The following is a 15,789-nucleotide window of genomic DNA, read 5'->3' on the forward strand; positions in this document are numbered from 1 at the left end:
AGATGAAAGGTACTTGTGAGCTTTGTGACAGGGGTGAGATTGAACTGACCATCCATCATTTAACTCCTAGAGAGTTAGGAGGAAGCCTTTTACCAATTGCCTATCTCTGTAAACCATGTCATAAACAGATTCACGCATTGTATTCAAACCGAGAGCTGGCGATCCGCCTATATAACGTAGTTTTGCTGAAAGATGATGAAGCATTAAAAAAATACGTAAAGTGGATTAAAAACAACCGGTTACTAGGGCAGTTAAGATTAAAAAATCAAAAACCAAATAATGCAAAAGCCCATCTTTAATAGATGGGCTCTGTTTGTCGACAAAAGGTTAAATGAGAGTTTTATTAATATCGAGGGATCAATACTTGGGTGCCCTACTTCTGAATACATTTCTCCAGGTGACGGGGACACAAGGTGGTATAAAGCGATAATTTCAATTTGTCTCGGTGAATAGTTTGATGTTTCGAAAGCATAGTGGTCAACTAAAGTGAATTATAACCATAATTTTAAAACAAGATTTGGTTATACTTTTTTACTGTTTTATATAGGCGAAACCCTCACTGGATTGAAGAAATTTGCAAGACTCCTGCCGAATAAGTGGCTGGCCGAGACACCAAAGACGCTTGCGGCGAGGAGGCTTGGCAGACAGTCGGAGGAAAGGGAGCGGATTTCTGAAAACAACTGTAACGATTATAAAGAAAAAACTGTAGATAAACTCGCTTTTCTTCGAGATTGTCTACAGTCTGAGTCCATCTTTAATAGATGGGCTTTTGCATATATTCAGCTTGCTTTATTTTTCAACCGGTCCAGTAAAAATCCACCTTTAAAATAACGTGGTTCATATGAAATGATGAAAGCCTTAGGCTCAAACTTTTCAACGGTTGCTATCAATTCTTGTTCCCGGTTGCGTTTTGTCAATATTTCCATTCGATAACGGTTGCTATCCCTGCCCTCGCCCGTATAAAGAGTGACACCAAATCCATTATTCCTCAATGTATCAACTAAGGGTTCATTTTTGGTTTGGGTATTAACGGTTACATTTATAAAACCGATGGCGAGTTTTTGCTCAATTTTCGTACCAAAAATTATTCCGATTCCAAAACCGACTGCATATACAACCATGGCGAGTATACTTTGGTCACCGCCAAATACAAGGGATAAACCAAAAACGTATACTAACATTTCTGCGATACCCAGAATCGAGGCAAGTATGGTAATATTTTTTACTAAGAAAATGGTTCGCAGCGTGTAAATCGGAACATAAATAAGTTGTAATAGTAGAATCAGAAGTATTTCTTTCAAATGAGCACCTCACCAATATCTTCAAGTTAATTTAGATGTTTCACCTCTGGGAATGTTCATACCATATGTAACATCTTCCATTATCTAACCACAAAATAATAGAAGAATTCAATGGGAAATATTATGTATTTTTTGTGGCATTTACATTGAGGACGAATTATGTTTTTATAAGATTTTTAAATATTCTTTTTTTTATTAATTTGGTATCATTATCCTTATCAATTTAATATGGGGGAATGATCATGATTAATTATGATGGACGGATATTCAGAGCTAAAGTCAATTCTGAAAATGGAGAAGTATCAGGAAGTACATCCTTCCACTATTCACAAGAAGGTTCAATTCTTTCAGCAAGTTATCAGGGCGGAGAGGTTGTTAAGGGAACTTTAATAGGGCTTGTAAATATGGATGGATCTCTGGAATTCAGGTATAATCATATCAATGAAAAAGGTGAAATTAGAGGAGGTAGTTGTCTTTCCACCCCTGAAATGCTGCCTGATGGAAGGATACGCTTGCATGAAAAGTGGAAATGGTCAGATCTCGAGCAGAGTGAAGGACACTCCATCATAGAAGAAGAGATAAAATAACAATCTACATAGAGGGGTTTGAGGACAATTACTACTATTTGTTTAGTGCGGCATGGTCAAACAGATTGGAATGCACTGGGAAAACTTCAGGGGCAGACTGATATCCCTTTAAATGAACTAGGAAAGATACAGGCACGGCAATGTGGTGAATTTTTGTCAAAAGAGGATTGGGATGTAATTATTTCAAGCCCTCTAAAAAGGGCAAGGGAAACGGCTGATATCATTTCCCATTATATTGAAGTCCCGGTTATCGAAAAAATGGAATTCATAGAAAAGAATTTTGGTGTCGCTGAAGGAATGACAGCGGCTGAAAGGAAAGCAGCATTCAAGGATAAAGTATATCCGGGTCAGGAAAATCAGGATTCTTTACAATACAGGCTGATGAATGGGCTCCAGGAAATTCAAAAGGAGTATCCCGAAAAGAAAGTTATACTTGTTGCACATGGCGCTGTCATTCATTTCATTTTACGGTTGATGTCAAACGAGTCTATCGTTTCCAACGAAATGCGTTTGTTCAATGCATGTTTGAGTACGATTAGATTTGATGTCGATTCCTGGATAATAGATGATTTCAATCAAGTGAATCATTTAACTTAGTTTGTTTAGCGTCAAAAAATGGGTCTGGATGATATTCAGGAACTAATGAAGGAAAGAAGGAAATCATGACTAATAAGACGGCATTGATTTTAGGGGCTACAGGTGTGGTTGGTACCCAGTTGGTTAAAGAGATAAGCAACAGCAAAATTTATAAGGAAATCCACTTGCTGACAAGAAGGGAAATGAAAATCACGGAACCCAAGTGCACAGGACATGTTGTGGATTTTGAAAATTTATCCAAGTGTGCCGATTTGTTCAACGTCACCGATGTTTTCATTTGTTTAGGTACAACGATCAAGAATGCAAAATCGAAGGAAGCTTTTCGTAAAGTCGATTATGATTATGTAATCGAGGCAGCTAAAATGGCGAAAGCGTCCGGTGTTGAAAAATTACTCGTTATAACAGCCATGGGAGCCGATTCCAAATCAAAGTTTTTCTACAGTCGTGTTAAGGGCGATGTGGAAGGAACACTACAACACCTAGAATTGAATTCTGTCCATATATTTCGCCCATCCTTACTTCTTGGAGAACGAAAGGAATTTAGGGCAGGTGAAAAGATTTCTGGTATGCTAAGTTCCTTTGCTAAATTTCTCTTTGTGGGCCCATTACGTCCATATCGTGCCATAGAAGCAAACAAAGTAGCTGCTGCAATGTATGCTGCGGCCCAAACGACGGCACGAGGATATCATTTTTATAATTCTGATGAAATAGAGAAACTTGCAACAAAGAGTTAATTATTAATTAGTGAAACGAGCCTCAAAAGGCTCGTTTTTTTAAAATAAAAGCCAATTTTTATGGAGAATTCATGCCCGTTTAAGAAGAAAAGGGATCTGTTTTTATGAAACTATTGATGCTGGAAAAGCAATTGAAGCTAATGATAAAGGTTGGCAGGTATAGATTCAAGAAGGGGGGACAATTTCGGTTGTGCCGACCCAGTAGGAATTTCGAATATACTAGATCTAATCTTCCGGTTGAAACTTGATTCTAACAAGGATTTCCACTACAATTCGTAGTGGGAGGGTAAAAAATGAATATTAAAAATTTTAAATATGATGAAGTTGGACTGAATCGTTTCTTTGGTCCTTTGGAAGCTAATATCATGGAATATTTATGGGATGAAAATGAACAGAGTATTAAAGCGGTTCAACAGTCCTTGGAGCTTGATAAGCCTATTAACTTTAATACGGTAATGACAGTCATGAATCGACTGGTTGAAAAAGGCATTCTTGAAAAGCGGTCTGAAGGAAGGCTTTCATTATTTCGCCCCGTTCAGTCTAAAGCGGAGTTTTTAGAAGAGCAGTCAAAGAAACTTACTGAGAATTTGCTGGATGAATTTGGCGGGGCTGTAATTAGCCATATGCTAGATGCCATGAAAGACGCTGACCAAGGTTTAATTGAAAAATTGGAACAAAAGATTCAATCATTAAAAAAGGATAAATTATAATGTGGAGGAAAAAGTCTTATTTTGTGATAAGCCTGAGTCTTCTAATTGCCTGTTTAGTATGGAGCCAAATGGGAGCTTTTTTGGCACACATCTTTTTTGGAGTCAATATTAAAGCCAACTTTTTTAAATTTTGCTTTAGTCTATTCAGGGAAGGTTCAGTATACTACTTTGTGGTCATCACACTGCTCAATATTGTAATAGCCTATAGTATTTTGAGCACCCTATTCAAAATTGCAGAGCAATATCTCTTATCCAGAAGGTTTAAACAAAAGCTTTTTATCTACAAAAATGTTGAAAAGACAAGGTCTATAAATGAAGCATTCAAACGGGTCAACAAAGATATCTTAGTTGTGAATGCTGATCAACCTCTTGCGTTTACACTTGGTTTCAGGCGACCATTCATTGTTATCAGTACTGGTTTAATTCGATTATTGGACTTTGATGAGCTAGAAGCGGTAGTAGAGCATGAGGCCTTTCACCAAAAACAATACGATCCGCTGGTAATCTTCATTTTACAGTTGATTTCACATGCGTTATGGTTTATCCCACTGACAAAATGGTGTTATAAAAATTACAAAATAATAAGTGAATTATTAGCCGATGAATATGCGATTAATAAAATGGGGACTGAATTAGGCATAAGTGCTGCTTTGTTGAAGTTAATTAAACATTGTTGCTCTGATAAATCCTCTCCTGTCCTTGTCCACTTCTCGAATGAATCGGTTAACTATAGACTTCAGCAATTAGTCGATCCCCATAAAACAATTCCTTTGAGGGCTGATACTACCACGATTTTTGTTTCTATATATGTTTTGATTATACTATTGGGAATGACTATAGTGATTGTCGGATGACTTTCACTTGATTTTTTTACACCATTACACTACACTTTGTAGTGTGAAATAAAATAAAAGGAGATGTGTCATGAATAAACAGGAAATCGGTACCTTTTTATTAAGAGTAATATTGGGAGTTACATTTTTGTTGCATGGTCTGTCAAAATTCCAAGGTGGATTGGAAAACACTTCAGGATGGTTTCAAAGTATAGGCATTCCCGGGTTTATGGCTTATGTAGTTGGTACAATTGAATTGGTTGGAGGAATTGCTTTAATTTTAGGTCTTGGAACAAGGATAATTTCTGCCCTCCTTATAATCATTATGGCTGGTGCAATTGTTTATGTGAAATTTCCATCAGGTTTTATGGGGAATGGAGAAGGTACAGGTTTCGAATTAGATCTCATTCTTATGATAATTGCACTTCACCTGGTATTAAATGGAAGTAGATTCCTATCTATAGACTCTAAGTTACCAAATCTTAAAAGAGGACAAGATTCAGAAACGATAGCAAGTTAATAAAAATAAACATTATCACAGTGTTAAGTTTATAGCTCACCAAATTGAAACGAATAGACTAAAGTCAAAAAGGACCTAATCGATTAGGTCCTTTTTTTGATGGAGCGATATTCTGTTGAAATGCACCAGAACCTTTGATTTTCTACTATTGGATACAAATAATCGCTAAAGAAAATCGAGTCAGGGTTTAATGGTTTGGAATTTCAAAATTGGGCTATTGTGTTTTTCTCTTTGTAAAAGGTTCTACATTCTCATATTTGTCCAATAACTACCTTGTCCTATTCTGTGGTCCTTCTGGTGACACTGCTTTTTAGCAGAACAAAACAGGACAATGGTCGGAAGGGGAATATACAATCTGAGGGGAAATAAAATGGTTTAGATGCACAAAAAAAGAGGGAGATGGCGCTATGAAGAAATTACTTACTGGTATGGTAGTATTAGCAATGGCCCTGGGGATTTCTTTTTCCACCGCTTCAGCATCTGCTGGAGGTTTTCACCACCCAGAAAGCTGGGATAAAAACTCTATTTTGCGGAAGGACACTCATGGGGTAGAGGTCAGAAATATGCAGTATATCCTGAATGTCATGGGTTTTTATACGGATTCAGCAGTGGTTGATGTTGATGGGATTTTTGGGCCGAAAACCGAAGCGGGTGTAAAGAAATATCAAAAAGAAAACAACCTGAAAGTGGATGGTGTGGTTGGCCCTCGGACGTGGGATAGCTTCTCACAATACATTAAGAAGACTGGCAATGAAACATATGGAGCAGGCGGAAACATGGGTCTCAGAATCAAATGGAAGTACGACAATTCTTCCTATACATCCGGCTCTAAAGCCTATATTTACGGTAATGGAGATACATTAAGCGACCAATATCGCTTGTATGCGAATTAATAACACAGTAATGCCCTGATAAGTTAAATGAGGTTAAACAATTGAACAGCCTTGTAAAAATGGTTTACTAAGCGCTCAAGTGTCAGAGAAGGAGCAGGGAGTATAATTCTATTAAATCCTTCCTTTCTATTCGTTTCAGGTTAATTGTAAAAAGCCGATGATTCCTAAGTAGGAATCATCGGCTTTATTCATTAGAAATATGTGTTTTCTGCGTTTGTAGGTAAAAGAGAGAGGCTGATGCTAAAGCACCCCGAGGATTAAATTTCAACTGAGTTGAATATTCTTTATGTGCTTCCTAAAATATAGAAAAATATATACTAGGAGGAACTGATGTATCTACATCGCAGTCAACCGTATGTATGATTAACTAGCTTGACAACATACCCCTTTAGGTATTGTGTGATGTGATAAATTGAAACATAGTTGGTGGATATGATTTTTCAATTAATCATATTATTTGTCGTGATTTTGGTCCCGAATTTGTATAAAAGTTATGTTCCTGTTAAAAACATTCCTTACCAAAAGAATAATAGGTTACACGTTAAAGTTCGGCTTTCTAATTCAAAGACCAAGCGTTCCTGCTCTTATTGAAAACTCCCCAACCCCATTGTGCCATAATAAAAAGAGTTGATCGTCACAGCTTAATGAACTTGTACCCGTCTCCTGTCTATTTTTCTACCGTCCAGTTAATTTTCCAACAAACTCAACATCATCCACCTTCCGATCTTTTTATTGAACATATGGTTTATAAATTTTTTTAGTGGAGGTGTGTTATGGACCGTTGGACCAGCTTCTATGACTGATACAAAAGCAAAGGGGATTTCCAAAAAGGTAAGGCTTTTGTCCCCTCACTTGGTAAATTACATAGAAGAATAATATCTGCAAAAAAACCTTGATTCAACCTAAAGGTTGATTCAGTCGGTTAGTGAAACAATTAAAAGCCAAACAAAATTATTATGAGATGTAATGTACTTAAAGTGAACGGGTGAAATACTTGAATATCTGTGCAGCTTGGATATTCAAGAACGATCTTCCATTAAAGGGCGCTTTAATGGAACAAGCAGCAAAAAGGATCTTCAATTGAATTTTAATACCGATAATACCTCATTATGTTAACTAGATTTGTATAGTACTCATTTGATTTCTTTTTTAATTTATTTTAAGAAAATTAATACTTTAGTAGCTTTTTTGCTTAGTTGCTGTCTAAAAAATGGTCGTTTTTTAAATGTAAAATAGTCCCTTAGTTCATCGCAATACAAATTTTTACATGGTAAAGTTTAGGGAAAAGGGGAGCTGTTATAATGAAAAAATTATTAAATATTGGGATGATATTTACTTTTGTCTTTGGTCTGATATTTGCGGTTTCACCAGCTGAAAAAGCATTTGCCCTATCTTATGATGGTACAAATCCTATTACAACAGGTTGTTCAAGTGGTGGAGTCACCAAAGCTTCAAAACATATCATTGACTCCAACGGTTATTATCTTGGAACTGTATACCTAAAATGGAGTTATAAGTGTCAAACATCTTGGGCTTATATGAAGCTTACTAATGCTGCTCCGATAGATGCCTTTGGGAATGCAACGGTGTATAGTTATACTAGTAGCGGTACTAAAAGAACATCTTATTCTTGTGCTAGTAGTGGTGGTAACGGGAGGATAAATCGTGGTCAAACCTCCTGTCATAGCGCACAAGTGTATAATGGTGTTGGGTATAAGGCTTACGCCTTTGGAGCTGCTGGAGGTGGCACAGCAAAAACTACTTGGTATTAATCTGCGAAGAAATTTTGCGTCCATCAGTAAAATGAGATTTAGAAATTATTACTCTGATAATCCATATATATTTTGTCTTGTTGCATAATCGGGCGCTATCCTTGAATAAGGGTAGTGCTCTTTTGCATTTAAAGCCCATTTTATTGAAGAAGGATTTCTCCAATTTTTAACGAATACAGGGTTATAAATAAGCAAAAGTGGTGAGATAAATAGGAAAAAAATTAAATTTCTTTTTGGACAATAAAACGGAAAAATGTATAATTAACAGGCTTCGGAGCGCGGGTTGTGTTTTCGCAGAAGATGAGACCCGGTTACTTATCTCAGAGGCACGAACTCCAGAGGACCTCAAGAAAATGGTGGAAATGCGAGCCGATGGTTTACCTCTTGAATATGTTGTTGGATACGCAGAGTTCTGTGGTTTGCGGATAGAAGTGGACCGAGGCGTTTTCGTGCCTCGCCAACGTACCGAGTTTCTTGTTCACCAGGCAGAAGCCCTGTCATGTTCTGGTGATATCATCGTTGACCTATGTTGCGGGTCAGGTGCTGTGGGTGTAGCACTGGCGGCAGCTTTAGGACGAGTTGAATTGTATTCTGTTGACATTGACCCTGTCGCAGTACGATGCGCTGGCCGCAACGTAACGGATTTCGGTGGCCATGTTTTTGAAGGTGACTTGTATAAAGCTCTGCCTCGCTCACTTAAAGGCCATGTGAACATCCTAGTTGCGAACGTACCTTACGTTCCTACCGAGGCAATCAAGCTGCTCCCACAGGAGGCTCGCCTACATGAACTGAAGGTGGCGCTTGACGGAGGAGAGGATGGACTTGACATTCAGCGAAGAGTAGCAGAAGAAGCATTTCTCTGGCTAGCACTGGGAGGACATCTTTTAATAGAGACGAGCGAAATGCAGGCACCTCAGACCTTTGAAGTCTTTGCTGGTGCTGGGCTTACCACGAAAGTGGCTAGAGACGAGGAACTGGACGCTACTGTCGTTATCGGATCGAATTCTGGTTTTTAGAGTAAATAAGTTTTTAGTCTTAATCACTAATGAATGATAATTTCTTAGCACTATACTAATAAACAAAAAATCCTTCTTCAATTAAAGGGCGCTATTCTTTAATAAGAATCGCATTTCTTAATGAACTAACGGATGCGTTAGCTGCTGTCTTTTAGGCAGCTTTTTCTTTATGCAACTATAGGGGCAGCATTCCTGTAATATCTGAAAATGAGGTTTGAACGAAAAAAGACCTCTTGATAAGATGAATGTGTCCTGAGCTGGCCAGCTAAAAAGAACAATACATCTATATGGAGGTCTCACAATAAATTATAACCAAAATCATAAAATCTCTCAAATTACTTCTGAAACCTTAATTGTCGGAGTAGATATTGCCAAGCACAATCATGTCGCGAGAGCATAAGATTTTAGAGGATTGGAACTAGGTAAAACGTGTTTCTTTGAAAATACGAAAGCAGGATTTCATTCGTTTCTAGATTGGATTACCCAACTTGTTAAAGGGTGTAAGTTAAATCAAGTGATTGTAGGGATGGAGCCAACCGGTCACTACTGGTTAAATCTAGCTCATCTTCTAAAAGAGAATAATATTAAGTTCGTATCAGTCAATCCACTACATGTTAAACGAAGTAAAGAATTAGACGATAATTCACCTACAAAGAATGACGTGAAAGATGCAAAAGTCATCGCACAGTTAGTCAAAGACGGAAGATACGCCGAACCAACAATTCCACGAGGAATTTATGCAGAACTCCGAGTGGCCAAAAAACTTCGCGATCTTCTCAACGTTGATTTACAGGTCGTTCAGGGACAAGTTCATAACTGGCTTGATCGTTACTTTCCCGAATTTTTGACGGTGTTCAAAAGTTGGGAAGGCAAGGCAGCTATTCATTTTCTAAAGCTAGAAGCCTTGCCACATGAACTTGTAAAGTATACGGATGAAGAGCTCTTACTTTCCCTAAGACAAGTGGTAAAACGCAGTATAGGCTTAAAGAAGATACGAGCACTTAAAAGCAGCCAATCGTTCGATTGGTATTCGTCAAGGGGCAGCTATGGCGAAATTAGAGTTGAGAGCTTTACTAGAGAAGTATGATTTTATTCAAATGAAATTTGAAGAAATAGATCATCAATTAGATCAGTTATTAGACCATATCCCAGGTGTCACACAGATGTTAGAGGTGTCAGGAATCGGTCGAGATACAGTAGCAGGGTTTTTCGCAGAGGTCGGCGACCTCAGAGACTATCAACATCCTCGCCAAATCGTAAAATTAGCAGGTTTAAGTTTAAAAGAAAACACATCCGGAAAGCACAAAGGTCAGACCAAGATTACCAAACGGGGACGAAAGAAATTAAGGGCTCTCTTATTCCGGGCAGCCATGATACTGGTGGCAAAGAACAAGGCTTTTAAACCTCTTCATATATATTACACAACACGTTCTCACAATCCCTTAAAGAAAATGCAATCTCTGATAGCTTTGTGTAACAAGCTTTTTCGAATTCTGTTTTCAATGGGTAAAAAACAATTTACGTTTCAAGAAGACAAGATGTTAAAGGATATCCTTCATATGGCAACATTTGTAGACCATCAAACAGTCGCATAGTTCATTGAATTTTAAGGTTACACGGTCATTTAATTAACACTTATTTAAAAGTGAAGCACGGATTAGTCGGCAAAGCAACTAACGTGAGGACTTAGATCCTGTGGGGCAGCATGACCGACATCCACCTCATGGAAAGGTTGAACGAAGGAATGTAGGAGCATCGACTCTGTGAGACATGGGAGGGTTGACCTCCATGAGACATGTGGATATCCTAAAGTGCGATCATGACATTACTTAAACCAATTTTTTCCTATGATTGGCTAGTTTAGCATGCATTTTTTCGGTAAATCCCTATTCTTGAGGAGTATTGCTGAGCTTACATAGATAACGGTTAATGATATGGCTATGAAATCCTAAGAATTCTAGAGCAATCGTGAGATTGTGTTTAGTTTATTGAGGGAGTTTAGTTCCATAAGGAGTAAATGTTTTAATAGCAGGAAATTTTAGGAAAATAACGTATATATTGAGTTAAAAAGGAGGTGATTATTTGAATCCAACAAAAATTAGAAATTTAATGTGGGGCTTTATTTTATTAGGAGTTTTCTCTTTACTTCTACAAGGTGCAAGCATACCAAGTATTTTAGGTTCTCAAATAGGGGTTAATCCTTTTCACGTTTTAAAGATAATTGCTTTTATATCTTTACTGTCAGCTATAGCAAGTTATATCAAATACCAAAAAGCCAAAAGGATAGAAACTATTTAGCATTAACCTAATACTGCTTCGGCAGTTTTTTTTATGCAACTAACGGGTGCGCGAGTCCGTTCTATGCTAGGATTAAAAACGTTTCGAACAGCCAAACAAATCATCTGTGGAGTGGAGGTGATGCATATGCTGAAAAAAGGACAACTTCAACAAGGGATGAAGTCTGTCCAAAGTGAGATTGAATTTATACATAAATTATTTGGAGTAGCTTCATAATTCATAGATGAAAAGGATATTGAGATTCTATGTTTCTAACAGGTCATATTTGCACCAGAACCAAAGTCTATTATACCTATGAAGAGTCAAGTAATCCTTCATGTTAGTGGATTGCTTGACTCTTGATTTTCGTTCACCTGCAAGTTTCTTTTCGGAAAAGCAAAGAAATCACGAGATTGTACTTATTTGGCATTGCGCGGGGGCTTATTAGTTGGATAAATTGCTTTTTCCAAGTCTTCTGCTGCGATCACTGGATCTACTGTATTGCTATTAGCTTTTCCCTTCTGACTATAGCCTTTATCACGCTTTTGGCTCATGTTTAGAACCTCCCTCCATGTAGCTTCATTTGTTAAGATGGACTAATAGATGGCGACTTATTCACCAAACGAGAAGAGCCTTTTTTGATGTGAATACATCCATATAGGGTTTAATATGTAAATGATGTCAGCTAATGTTGATATACAATTCAATGTTTAAACATTCCCCTCTTTAAATTGTATTGATATTGTGAAATGTTGTACTTAAACAAACGGGTGCTTTAGCTGAAGATCGGAGCTGTCTTTAAGGCAGCTTTCTTTATGCAACTATCGGGGCAGGTTAGGTGAAGAGGAGTATCCTTGAAACGTGTAGCATTACATAAATCAAAGCTAAAGGAAGGAATTAAAAATGGATAAGGAAAAACAATTAGTTATTCGCGGTAATAAAATTAAAAGATAATACAACTAGATTATTTCTTAAATATACCAGTTTTGTTGTATCAACTTTTTTTAAAAAATAAAATCATAAACATGATTTACAATCTTTTATCAGTGCCTTTAAATTATTACTACTTATATTTAACCTTGGGGTATGTTTTTATCATGGAGGTAAGGGAGAATGGTTATGGTTATACATAGTTTGAAATTCATCTAGTTTACATAAGATTGATTATAGGGAGTTAAAAATACACAAAAAGTAATGTCTCAAAATTTGGGCATGCTGGGTGAAAAAAATGAATAAACAATCATATAAGGCCAATTCTATATACAAGAATGATAAAAAGGAGATTACATCGTGAAGCCATATGAAATAAAAAATATGATTATTGATGACGAGTTTGATGGTGAAGAATCGATTACAGCTGATTTTACTCACAATTATAAAGACTATAGCATTACTTTTAAAAAAGCAGATCTTGAAATAATTAATACATGGGTTTTTGAGGATGGTTCATCTCTTCCAGCCAATTTATCAGCTACTATCATTGAATCAATAAGGGAAGATATTAAAAAGAGAACCTAGTCATATGTACTAAATCTTTTTTGTGTAAAGAAGTTTGGTTTTAAAGAAACAGATGAATGGTTAGTATTAAATTTTTTTTATAATTTGTGAAGACACTTAAACAAACATGGGCGTAGAGGATCGGGTCTCTCCTTAAGGCAGCCTTTTTTAATTAAATTGGACTAAGGGGCGGAAAGCTCTCTTTAAGAATATTTATACTGCGATTAATAACAACGGTGATGCTAACTGGTGATAATCAAAGAAGTGTAGCAGCAATTTAAAACCGATCTACTACCAGAAGATAAACTGAATTTCATTAAAAAACTTCGTGGTAAACATCAAAGTGTAGCAATGGTTGGGGATGATGTCAATGATGCACCCGCACTTGCAGCATCTTCGTTTGGTGTGGCGATGGGTGGTGCTGGACCTGATACAGCATTAGAAACTGCTGATATCGCATTAATGTCTGATGACTTAAGCAAATTGACATATACTGCTGATACAATTGTCCATGTCACTTTGATCAACTCCACTTTTTCAAATGTAGGTGAGTTATATCCTTTGGTACGGGAGCAATGGGATATTCGGATCGTTTTAATAAAGGCTTCCCATTTGGAAAGCCTTTATTGATCTTTACTCCGTTACCCTTATTAAGCGTAAACTGTTTAACGTTACTATTAAGGTTGCTCCCATATCAGCAAATATTGCTATCCATAGTGTTAACCAACAGGCATAACTAACAGCAATGCTACTAACTTAATTGCTAAGGAGAAGGAAATATTTTGCTTGATGATGGTTATTTTACCTTTGGTGTATCCCTTCTTTGATTTTTACTTGAGCCGAAGCTAAAGTAAAAGTTCTACAAAATTATGGCCAAGAAGCATAAATATGTCGCTCAAGAAGTGGCAACTCATTAAAGAGGTAAAAAAGATAAATAAATCTAAACATAAAAAAGCACTAATCCCTTGGGAAATGGTGCTTCTTTTTTTACTTATTATAATCCATGTCAAATAATTATTTCATTGAGCTTTATTTATTTTACTGAGCTGATATTAAGACCTTACAAAACCTTGAGAAATCAACCTTCTTTACACTTATTTAATTCAGTTAAACCAGTTTGATTATATGAAACAAAATTGACAGGGAAGGGGGCGTGGGTTTGATTCCCTCACAGGTAATCAACTGCCAAAGGCTCAAATCCTTGATATAACAAGGGCTCGGGCCTTTTTTCTGCATGTTTATACATTGCACAAAGACTGCACGTGACGGTTAATTTATCTTACAGTACAAAGGGCTCCATAGTATGCTGTTAGAACCCGTTATTTCCAGAAGCAATCATCAAACCGATCGGCTTTGGGTTCACTTCATATGGGGTTCTTTTTTGTATAATGAGTAAAAATCGAATTGGTGAATTTTCAAAAGAGTATAAACTGAAAAGAAATAAATAACTTATCGATAAATCCTTATGTGAAATCTGTTAGTTCAAGTCAATTACATATAATGAGTTTAAAATTTATCGCTGAATAAGGAAAGCTACTACGTCTTATTTTTGAAGAGTATGGATTTGATATTGAATCATTCGTACTGACAGGATTAAAAAAACAGCCTCTAGATGGCGTACTGCTTATAAAAAATATTACTTTTAATGTAAATGTATCTATTTGATTTCATTTATTTCTTTTTGTCATTGGTGAAGTTGCATAAAAAAATTACCGATTTTTAAAAAGATTTCACTTATGTAATATTTTCTTACCAAAAAATAAGGGATTGCTCTCTTATTTCTTTTTGTTATGTTTCCTTATTTCACTTATCTATGTTTTAAAAAATAATGGACTTTAAAATGATGATGAATACTGTTGCGAAGATTGTACTTGCTGAATAAATTAATAAATAGATATGATTGTGTATTACCCTTTTTCTTCCTATAACACAGCATATTATTAAGGAGGATTTATAATGAAAAAAGTTGAATTCAATAAAGAATATTTGGAATTAATCGGAAATTTACCTGATTCTCTTGAGGAGTATCAGTTTTACCTTGGACTGAAAGAACGGAAAATTTATTATAATTATGATGTGGATACAACCATTGTCAATAAAATTGTTTATTGGATTCAAGAATGGAATCGAGAAGATGAAGAGTTAAATATTCCAATAGATAAAAGAAAGACAATACAAATTTATGTAACATCTAATGGTGGAGATGTAGTGGCTGGTTTTTCTGCCATTGATGCAATTAAATCAAGTAAAACGAAAGTTGAAACCATTGGTGTAGGATCTTGTGTTTCTATGGGTGCGTTACTGTTGATTAGTGGACATTATAGAAAAGCATATCCCAATACAATAATTCTTATTCATGATGGAAGTATGTCTGTTCAATCAACTTCTAAGAAGGCTAAAAATACAATGAATTTCTATGATCGTTTAGATAATCGTATTAAGAAGTTTGTTGTGGAAAATACCAACATTTCAGAAGAATTGTATGCTGAAAAGGAAGATGAAGAATGGTACATGTTTGCAAATGACGAAGGTTTGAGTTTAGGAATTGTACATGAAATAATTTAATAGTTATAGTTAGTTGGGAAGTGAAATTGGTTATAATTCTTGCTTGTTACTAAAGACATCATTCAATTATTTTTAGAAGAAAAACGTGAATTTTTTTCGGTTATATAGTTAAATCTGTGCTAACAAACAATAAATATCATTATTTTTTCAAGATTAATTACCTCTAAAACTTTTATATCAACATTCTATAGTTATTTTCCATCTTTTTTAGAACGTGAGAATTTAAACGAGATGGGTTACTTATATAATAGTGGGATATAAATTTAGTCTGAGAGCCATTGGTCAACCAAGGGCAAATTAGTATGATTCTAAGCTACAAAAGATTAAAGACTAGACAAACTTTCAAAAAAATTGGGAATAAAAAGAACTGATAGTCCCGAATATATGACTGACTACTCAGTATTTAAGTAAACTATGAACGCTAAAATTAAGTAAACGTCAAGTAGCCCCAAAATACTACATAAGTGGTGTATTTCGGGACTACTTT

15 protein-coding genes and 3 pseudogenes are annotated in these 15,789 nt (G+C 36.0%); 16 read left to right on the forward strand and 2 right to left on the reverse strand.

The features are described 5' to 3' along the window. Positions 1 to 2: 2 nt before the first annotated feature. Positions 3 to 299: an HNH endonuclease gene (locus QUF94_RS13390; RefSeq protein WP_289316294.1), complete on the forward strand. Its 297-nt coding sequence runs from the start codon at positions 3 to 5 to the stop codon at positions 297 to 299. Positions 300 to 779: 480 nt separating this feature from the next. On the opposite strand, the gene QUF94_RS13395 is transcribed toward QUF94_RS13390, so the two are convergent. Further along, positions 780 to 1,301, reverse strand: coding sequence for a DUF2179 domain-containing protein (locus QUF94_RS13395; protein WP_289316295.1), 522 nt, complete (start codon positions 1,299 to 1,301; stop codon positions 780 to 782). 242 nt (positions 1,302 to 1,543) lie between these two features. Between QUF94_RS13395 and QUF94_RS13400 the strand changes: the two genes are divergently transcribed. The 12 genes and pseudogenes from QUF94_RS13400 to QUF94_RS13455 all read left to right on the forward strand — a co-directional run. Next, entirely contained in the window at positions 1,544 to 1,888 is a 345-nt protein-coding gene (locus tag QUF94_RS13400) for an avidin-fold protein (RefSeq protein ID WP_289316296.1), read from the forward strand. A gap of 27 nt (positions 1,889 to 1,915) precedes the next feature. Further along, a complete protein-coding gene (locus QUF94_RS13405) occupies positions 1,916 to 2,485 on the forward strand; it encodes a histidine phosphatase family protein (RefSeq protein WP_289318371.1) in 570 nt (189 codons plus the stop codon). Positions 2,486 to 2,550: 65 nt separating this feature from the next. Continuing rightward, positions 2,551 to 3,219, forward strand: coding sequence for an NAD(P)H-binding protein (locus tag QUF94_RS13410; protein ID WP_289316297.1), 669 nt, complete (start codon positions 2,551 to 2,553; stop codon positions 3,217 to 3,219). Positions 3,220 to 3,512: 293 nt separating this feature from the next. Continuing rightward, positions 3,513 to 3,929, forward strand: a complete 417-nt coding sequence (locus QUF94_RS13415) for a BlaI/MecI/CopY family transcriptional regulator (RefSeq protein ID WP_289316298.1) — start codon at positions 3,513 to 3,515, stop codon at positions 3,927 to 3,929. Then, positions 3,929 to 4,783, forward strand: a complete 855-nt coding sequence (locus QUF94_RS13420) for a M56 family metallopeptidase (RefSeq protein WP_289316299.1) — start codon at positions 3,929 to 3,931, stop codon at positions 4,781 to 4,783. The genes QUF94_RS13415 and QUF94_RS13420 overlap by 1 nt, the downstream gene beginning before the upstream one ends. 70 nt (positions 4,784 to 4,853) lie before the next feature. After that, positions 4,854 to 5,282, forward strand: a complete 429-nt coding sequence (locus QUF94_RS13425; RefSeq protein ID WP_289316300.1) for a DoxX family protein — start codon at positions 4,854 to 4,856, stop codon at positions 5,280 to 5,282. A 407-nt stretch (positions 5,283 to 5,689) separates the two neighbouring features. Continuing rightward, complete coding sequence (locus QUF94_RS13430) at positions 5,690 to 6,175, forward strand: peptidoglycan-binding domain-containing protein (RefSeq protein ID WP_289316301.1); 486 nt, start codon at positions 5,690 to 5,692, stop codon at positions 6,173 to 6,175. 1,301 nt (positions 6,176 to 7,476) lie between these two features. Then, positions 7,477 to 7,947: a DUF2690 domain-containing protein gene (locus QUF94_RS13435; protein ID WP_289316302.1), complete on the forward strand. Its 471-nt coding sequence runs from the start codon at positions 7,477 to 7,479 to the stop codon at positions 7,945 to 7,947. 233 nt (positions 7,948 to 8,180) lie between these two features. Continuing rightward, positions 8,181 to 8,963: a putative protein N(5)-glutamine methyltransferase gene (locus tag QUF94_RS13440; protein WP_289316303.1), complete on the forward strand. Its 783-nt coding sequence runs from the start codon at positions 8,181 to 8,183 to the stop codon at positions 8,961 to 8,963. Between the two features lie 301 nt (positions 8,964 to 9,264). Then, positions 9,265 to 10,558 (forward strand): annotated as a pseudogene (locus QUF94_RS13445) (IS110 family RNA-guided transposase). A 487-nt stretch (positions 10,559 to 11,045) separates the two neighbouring features. After that, complete coding sequence (locus QUF94_RS13450) at positions 11,046 to 11,261, forward strand: hypothetical protein (RefSeq protein WP_289316304.1); 216 nt, start codon at positions 11,046 to 11,048, stop codon at positions 11,259 to 11,261. 51 nt (positions 11,262 to 11,312) lie between these two features. Next, a pseudogene (locus QUF94_RS13455) lies at positions 11,313 to 11,477 on the forward strand (IS6 family transposase); the annotation flags it as partial. Positions 11,478 to 11,659: 182 nt separating this feature from the next. On the opposite strand, the gene QUF94_RS13460 reads toward QUF94_RS13455, so the two are convergent. Continuing rightward, positions 11,660 to 11,794, reverse strand: a complete 135-nt coding sequence (locus QUF94_RS13460) for a hypothetical protein (protein WP_289316305.1) — start codon at positions 11,792 to 11,794, stop codon at positions 11,660 to 11,662. Positions 11,795 to 12,530: 736 nt separating this feature from the next. Between QUF94_RS13460 and QUF94_RS13465 the strand changes: the two genes are divergently transcribed. The 3 genes and pseudogenes from QUF94_RS13465 (at position 12,531) to QUF94_RS13475 (ending at position 15,302) form a co-directional block, all read left to right on the forward strand. Further along, positions 12,531 to 12,758 (forward strand): hypothetical protein, encoded by a 228-nt coding sequence (locus QUF94_RS13465; protein ID WP_289316306.1) that lies wholly within the window; start codon positions 12,531 to 12,533, stop codon positions 12,756 to 12,758. 212 nt (positions 12,759 to 12,970) lie between these two features. Further along, positions 12,971 to 13,232: pseudogene (locus QUF94_RS13470) on the forward strand (HAD-IC family P-type ATPase); the annotation flags it as partial. A 1,461-nt stretch (positions 13,233 to 14,693) separates the two neighbouring features. After that, positions 14,694 to 15,302: a ClpP family protease gene (locus tag QUF94_RS13475; protein ID WP_289316307.1), complete on the forward strand. Its 609-nt coding sequence runs from the start codon at positions 14,694 to 14,696 to the stop codon at positions 15,300 to 15,302. The last annotated feature ends 487 nt before the right edge of the window (positions 15,303 to 15,789 follow it).

Source organism: Peribacillus sp. NJ4 (assembly GCF_030348345.1).
In the GTDB taxonomy this organism is placed as follows: domain Bacteria; phylum Bacillota; class Bacilli; order Bacillales; family DSM-1321; genus Peribacillus.

What these genes read in the sequence shown, in the direction of transcription:
- QUF94_RS13390 (WP_289316294.1), top strand. Translation starts at nt 3, where the DNA reads ATGAAAGGTACTTGTGAGCTTTGTGACAGGGGTGAGATTGAACTGACC.
- QUF94_RS13400 (WP_289316296.1), top strand. Translation starts at nt 1,544, where the DNA reads ATGATTAATTATGATGGACGGATATTCAGAGCTAAAGTCAATTCTGAA.
- QUF94_RS13410 (WP_289316297.1), top strand. Translation starts at nt 2,551, where the DNA reads ATGACTAATAAGACGGCATTGATTTTAGGGGCTACAGGTGTGGTTGGT.
- QUF94_RS13415 (WP_289316298.1), top strand. Translation starts at nt 3,513, where the DNA reads ATGAATATTAAAAATTTTAAATATGATGAAGTTGGACTGAATCGTTTC.
- QUF94_RS13420 (WP_289316299.1), top strand. Translation starts at nt 3,929, where the DNA reads ATGTGGAGGAAAAAGTCTTATTTTGTGATAAGCCTGAGTCTTCTAATT.
- QUF94_RS13425 (WP_289316300.1), top strand. Translation starts at nt 4,854, where the DNA reads ATGAATAAACAGGAAATCGGTACCTTTTTATTAAGAGTAATATTGGGA.
- QUF94_RS13430 (WP_289316301.1), top strand. Translation starts at nt 5,690, where the DNA reads ATGAAGAAATTACTTACTGGTATGGTAGTATTAGCAATGGCCCTGGGG.
- QUF94_RS13435 (WP_289316302.1), top strand. Translation starts at nt 7,477, where the DNA reads ATGAAAAAATTATTAAATATTGGGATGATATTTACTTTTGTCTTTGGT.
- QUF94_RS13460 (WP_289316305.1), bottom strand. Translation starts at nt 11,794, where the DNA reads ATGAGCCAAAAGCGTGATAAAGGCTATAGTCAGAAGGGAAAAGCTAAT.
- QUF94_RS13475 (WP_289316307.1), top strand. Translation starts at nt 14,694, where the DNA reads ATGAAAAAAGTTGAATTCAATAAAGAATATTTGGAATTAATCGGAAAT.